The sequence below is a fragment of the Nonomuraea sp. NPDC003201 genome, assembly GCF_053590415.1.
Genome location: NZ_JBSFTC010000496.1, coordinates 1 through 5566 on the forward strand (window position 1 = coordinate 1; position 5566 = coordinate 5566).

Below are 5566 nucleotides of genomic sequence, written 5' to 3' on the forward strand. Positions count from 1 at the left end.
GCCGCTGTCGGGGCAGGGCACCAGCCTCGCCCTCGTGGGGGCGTACGTGCTGGCCGGCGAGCTGAAGGCCGCCGGCGGCGACCACCGGGTGGCGTTCTCCCGCTACCAGGAGGAGATGCGCGGCTACGTCGACGTGAACCTCAGCCTCGGCGAGAGCAACGCCAAGCAGATGGTGGCCGGCAGCTCCCGCCAGATCCGCATGCAGACCACCATGATGCGGATGGTCAGCCACCTGCCCTGGAAGGACCTGGCCCTGCGCCCGATCCTGAAGCCGCTCAACGCCGCCGCGAACGCCATCACCCTCAAGGACTACTGAGCGCCCGTCAGGAGTGAGCCGCGCCGATCACGAAGCACTCCAGCCGGTGCAGGAGGGCGGCCATCTCGCCCTTGGGCAGGCGGGTCGTGTCGGCGCTCAGTTCCACACCGAGCGTGCCCTTCCAGCGCATCAGGGCCACGCAGAAGTCGCAGCTGCGCCGGTCCATGCCGGGCAGCCATTCCAGCTCGGACTCCCCGTCCGCGCGGTCGGCGCCACCCGAATCCTCGCCGGGGCGCAGGTCGTTGAAGCAGCACAACGGGAACATGGGGACGCCTCGGTCGGCGCTCATCCGGTCGACCATCGCGTGCAGGGCCAGCGAGTCGAAGCGGGCGCGCCGGTAAGACGCGAGAACCGCCGAATACGCGCTCACGAGGGTCTCGGCAAGGCTTCCGCACGGGCCCAGCGTGAACAGTCCCAGCTGATTCAGGCTGGTGACCAGGCCCCGGGTCCGGCTGTTGAAGCGGTTGTGCACGATCGGGGTGATCGCGGACACCTCGTGCCCGGTCAGCTCGCGCAGCAGCATGGCGATCGCCACCAGCAGGACTGTGGCGGTGCTGACGCCGGTGCGGCGGGCGAGCACCTGTGCGGCGTGGTCGAGCCGGGGCGACGACAGCACGGCCCGCGCGAACCTCGGCGTCGCGCCGCTGCTGACCACGGTGGGGAACATGGCGGACGGTACGGTCCGCAGGAGCGCCTCCCACTGGGCGATCGACCGGTCCGAACGGGCCGAGGCCGCCTCCTCCTCCCGTACCAGGTCGAGCAACTGCGACGACGGCGGTCGCGTGATCACTCCGCGGAGCAGCAGCATCCGCAGATCGCGTACCACGACGTCGGCCGCGCGCCAGTCCGCGACGACATGATTCATCACGAGCGCCACGTGCGTGGCGACGCCGTCGCAGACCACGATCCCGGCGCGCAGCGGCTGCTCGCCGTCGCCGAAGGGTCGCCCGGCCAGACGGGCGACAAGTCCGGCCGCGGCATCGTCCACGTCGCCGCGTGCGGCCTCGACCAGCTCGATCGCCAGGGTCCCGGCCGCCGCCACCTCCTGGTACGGCCCGGTCGCGCCGAGCCGTACCACGGATCTCAGGGCGTCGTGCCGACCCATCACCTCGGCCAGAGCGGCCGCCACGGCCCCGGGATGGCGCGGGCCTCCCGCGCCCGGGACGGTCAGCAGCCGGGGCACGTTGAAGTAGCGTGCGTCCGGCCCCACCCCCTGGATCGCCGTCAAGACGTCCCGCTGTCCCCAAGCGAGCTCCGCCGTGCCGGAACGGCCGGAGGCGAAGTCCACCGAAAGCCGCATGGCGCTCTCCTTAGTTCCGGACCGCTGCTCCCAGCTCGGACAGCCGCAGGCTCGGGTCGCCGCCCGCGCGCGTCACCATGTGGGCGAACGTATCCACCAGGCGGTGCGCGGTGGCGGCGTCGAACAGGTCGGTCGAGTACTCCAGCCAGCCGCCGATCCCCTCGGGCCCCCGGTAGACGTCGAGGGACACCTCCACCCGGGCCCGGCCCAGGTCGGGCTGCGGACACACCTCCACGGCCAGGTCCCCCAGCTCGGTGCGGAGCAGGTCGCCGGTGGGCAGGTTGTGGGTGAGGTTGAACATCGCCTGGCACAGCGGCGGGCGGCTCAGGTCGCGCGGCACCCGCAGTGCGCCGAGGATGCGGTCCAAGGAGGTTCCGGCGTGGGCGAGGGCCTTCATGGTGCTGATCCGGGTACGCCGCAGCAGCTCGCCGAAGGTCGGATCCCCCGACAGGTCGGCCCGCGCGACGAGCGTGGTGGAGAAGTAGCCGATCAGCGGGGCCAGCTCGGGCCGGTCCCGGCCGGCCACGGGCACGCCCACGCAGAAGTCGTCCTGCCCGGCGGCCGCGCCCAGCGTGACCTGCCACGCGGCGAGCAGGGCCATGAACGGGGTGGCCCGGTGGGCGCGCGCGAGGAGCTCCAGGCGGGTGACGTCCGCGTCCGGCACGGCCACGTCCGCCTTCGCGCCGCGGCCGGTCCAGCGGGCCGGGCGGGGGTGGTCGAGGGGCAGGTCGAGCGGGGGTGCGCCGGCGAGCCGTTCGGTCCAGTAGTCCAGGTGGTCCCGGCCCTCCTCGGCCCGCCGCCGCTCGGCCGCGGCGAAGTCGCGGTACTGCGCGGGCAGCTCGTCCAGCAGGGGCGCACGGCCCTCCCGGTGGGCGCGGTAGCACTCGCCGAGCTCGCGCATGAGCACGTCGAGCGACCAGTGGTCGACCACGATGTGGTGCAGCACGATGCACAGGACGGCGTCGTCGGCGGCCAGGCGCAGCAGGCCCGCCCGCCACGCGGGGGCCGCCGCGAGGTCGAACGGCCGCCCGGCGTAGCCGGCGACCGCCTGCCCGAGGTCGGCGGAGGCGGGATCCAGGTGGTCCAGCCGTACCTCGCCGGGCTCGTCCACGACCTGCGCGGGCAGGTCGCCGTCCAGGACGAAGCGGGTGCGCAGCACCTCGTGCCTGGAGGCGATCGCGGTGAACGCCGCGGCGAGTGCGGTCTCGTCGACGGGGCCGCGCAGCCGTACCGGCCAGGTGATGTGATAGGCGCAGTCGTCAGGGTCGAAGCGCTGCAGGAACCACAGCCGCTCCTGCCCGGTGGACAGCGGCCAGGTGCGCTGGTCCCGGCCGCCGAGCAGCGCCCTGCGCAGGGCCGCACGGCGTTCGGGGGGCAGCGTGGCCAGGCGGCGCCGCAGCTTCTCGCGCTCGAGGTCGGGGCTCACGTGGGGGTCACCTCGAAAGTTGGGAACGCTCCCACCGAAGCCTAGGTATCGCGCTCGAGACAGGTCAAGATCCCCCACCACGACGCTCAGTGACCGGGCGCGGACGGCAGGCGATCAGCACACGTGGCACCGGCCCTTCATTCTCGGCATTTGACAGTCTGGAAAGCTCTCCGTCCGACCATTGCCGCTCCTCACGGTGATCGATAGAATTTGTGGGAGCGCTCCCAAAACCACCATTCCCCCTCAAGGAGTGCCGATCGTGCCGGAACGCCTGCTGGAAGAGATCACGGAGGACCTGTCCGACGACGACCTCGGACTGCTCCTGCTGATCAGGCACTTCGAACGCAAGCTGCTCGACCTGTTCGGCCAAGGGCTCGTGCAGGGCACCACCCACACCTGCCTGGGGCAGGAGTACGTGCCGGTCGCGCTGACGCCGCTGCTGGGCGAGCGGGACCATGTCTTCAGCAATCATCGCGGACACGGCCACTACCTGGCACGATTCCGGGATCCGTACGGACTGCTCGCGGAGATCACCGGGCGGGAGGGCGCGGTCTGCGGGGGCGTGGGCGGCAGCCAGCACATCCTGTCCGGCCGCTACCTGTCCACCGGGATCCAGGGCGAGAGCCTGCCGGTCGCCGCGGGCGTGGCCCTGCACCTGCGGGACGCCGAGCCGGGCGCGCTGGCGCTGGCGTACGTCGGCGACGGGACGTGGGGCGAGGGCGCCGTGTACGAGGCGCTCAACATGGCAGCGCTCTGGCGGCTGCCGCTGGTCGTGGTGACCGAGAACAACGGGATCGCGCAGACCACGCCGACTGCGGCGCAGCTGGCGGGCACGATCGGGGATCGGGCGCGGGCGTTCGGGTGCCGGTTCCTGCACGTGGACTCGCGGCATCCGCACGAGATCCGGGACGCGCTGCGGCCGCTGTTCGAGCGGACCAGGCAGGGCGCGGGGCCGCTGGTGGTGGAGTTCGCCACGCACCGGATCGGGCCGCACAGCAAGGGCGACGACACCCGCTCCGCCGAGGAGATCCGGCACGCCCGCGACCACGACTGGTACCCGCGCCAGGGCGGCTCCCCCCGCTTCGCCCGCATGGACGCGGAGGCGCGCGCGTTCGTCGAGGTGGTGGCCGGCGAGGTGCTCGGGCGGCCGCTGTCGGCGCGGGAGGGCTGAGGCGATGCGGGTCGCGGAGAGCCTCAACCGGGCGCTGCACGAGGTGCTGGCCGAGGATCCGTCCGTGCGGGTGCTCGGCGAGGACGTGCTCGATCCGTACGGCGGGGCGTTCAAGATCACTAAAGGGCTGTCCAGCCGCTTCCCCGGCCGGGTGCTGGCCACCCCGATCAGCGAGAACGGCATCGTCGGCGTGGCCGGCGGCCTGGCCCTCGCGGGCGGCAAGGCCATCGTCGAGATCATGTTCTCCGACTTCGTGGCCCTGGCCTTCGACCAGATCGTGAATTTCGCCAGCAAGTCGGTCTCCATGTACGGCAGGCCGCTGCGGCTGCCGCTGATCGTGCGCTGCCCGTCCGGGGGCGGTCGCGGCTACGGCCCCACGCACAGCCAGAGCCTGCAGAAGCACTTCATCGGCGTCCCTGGTCTCGCGGTGTACGAGGTGTCCCCCTTCGACGACCATCGCAAGCTGTTCGGCGAGATGCTCGCGCGCGGCGAGCCGTGCCTGCTGTTCGAGGACAAGATCCTCTACACCCGGCAGCTCTTCGGCGGCGGGGTCGCGGACGACCTGTTCCGGTACGACGTAGTGCCCGGGGCCGGCGGGGTGGCCAGGGTGTACGTGGACGATCCCGAGCAGGCCGACTGCGTGATCATCGCGCCGGGCGGGGTGGCGCACCGGGCCCTGGCCGCGATGCGCACGCTGCTGCTGGAGCGGGAGATCTCCTGCCTGCTGCTCGTGCCCCGGCGCCTGTACCCCTTCGACGTGACCCCGCTGTCGCCGCTGCTGGAGCGGGCCGGCGCCGTGGTCGTCGCCGAGGAGAGCACCGCGGGCGGCACCTGGGGGGCCGAGGTGGCGCACCAGGTGCACAGCCGGCTCTGGGGGCGCCTGCGGCGTCCCGTGTCCCTCGTCCACTCGGCGGCAAGCGTGATCCCGGCGGCCGCCCATCTCGAGCGTGACGTGCTGGTGCAGGACACCGCCATCGTCCGCGCCGTACAGGAGCTCCTGCCTTGACCGAGCTGCGCGTGCCCAAGCTCAACAACAACGACACCGAGTACCTGCTGGTCGAGTGGCTGGCCGAGGACGGCGCCGGGGTGGTGAAGGGCGATCCGGTGGTGGTCCTGGAGACCTCCAAGGCGGCCGAGGAGCTGATGGCCGAGGCCGACGGCGTACTGCGGCGGACGGCGGAGACCGGCGCGACCTGCCGGCCCGGGGACGTGATCGCGCACATCTCCGACTCCTCGGCACCCCCGCCGGCGGGGGCGCCGCCCCGCCCCGCCCCCCGCCCCGCGCCCCCCCCCCCCAGACCCCCCCCGACCGGGCGGCGGTCCGCCGCCACGACCAGCCTGCACCTCGTGGAT

At 72.7% G+C, this 5566-nt stretch carries 5 protein-coding genes and 1 pseudogene; 4 read left to right on the forward strand and 2 right to left on the reverse strand.

Annotated elements, in window-relative coordinates; genetic code table 11:
- Window positions 1-316: pseudogene (locus ACWDX9_RS58890) on the forward strand (FAD-dependent monooxygenase); the annotation flags it as partial.
- 7 nt (window positions 317-323) lie between these two features.
- On the opposite strand, the gene ACWDX9_RS58895 reads toward ACWDX9_RS58890, so the two are convergent.
- Window positions 324-1616 carry a condensation domain-containing protein gene (locus ACWDX9_RS58895; RefSeq protein ID WP_449972283.1) on the reverse strand — a complete coding sequence of 431 codons (1293 nt, stop codon included), beginning with the start codon at window positions 1614-1616 and terminating at the stop codon, window positions 324-326.
- Between the two features lie 10 nt (window positions 1617-1626).
- Entirely contained in the window at window positions 1627-3042 is a 1416-nt protein-coding gene (locus ACWDX9_RS58900; protein ID WP_449972285.1) for a condensation domain-containing protein, read from the reverse strand.
- A 259-nt stretch (window positions 3043-3301) separates the two neighbouring features.
- Between ACWDX9_RS58900 and ACWDX9_RS58905 the strand changes: the two genes are divergently transcribed.
- The 3 genes from ACWDX9_RS58905 to ACWDX9_RS58915 all read left to right on the forward strand — a co-directional run.
- Window positions 3302-4213 carry a thiamine pyrophosphate-dependent dehydrogenase E1 component subunit alpha gene (locus ACWDX9_RS58905; protein ID WP_449972288.1) on the forward strand — a complete coding sequence of 304 codons (912 nt, stop codon included), beginning with the start codon at window positions 3302-3304 and terminating at the stop codon, window positions 4211-4213.
- A gap of 4 nt (window positions 4214-4217) precedes the next feature.
- A complete protein-coding gene (locus tag ACWDX9_RS58910) occupies window positions 4218-5219 on the forward strand; it encodes an alpha-ketoacid dehydrogenase subunit beta (protein WP_449972290.1) in 1002 nt (333 codons plus the stop codon).
- On the forward strand, window positions 5216-5566 hold a 351-nt coding region (locus ACWDX9_RS58915; protein WP_449972292.1), incomplete at its 3' end, for a lipoyl domain-containing protein. The genes ACWDX9_RS58910 and ACWDX9_RS58915, both read left to right, overlap by 4 nt.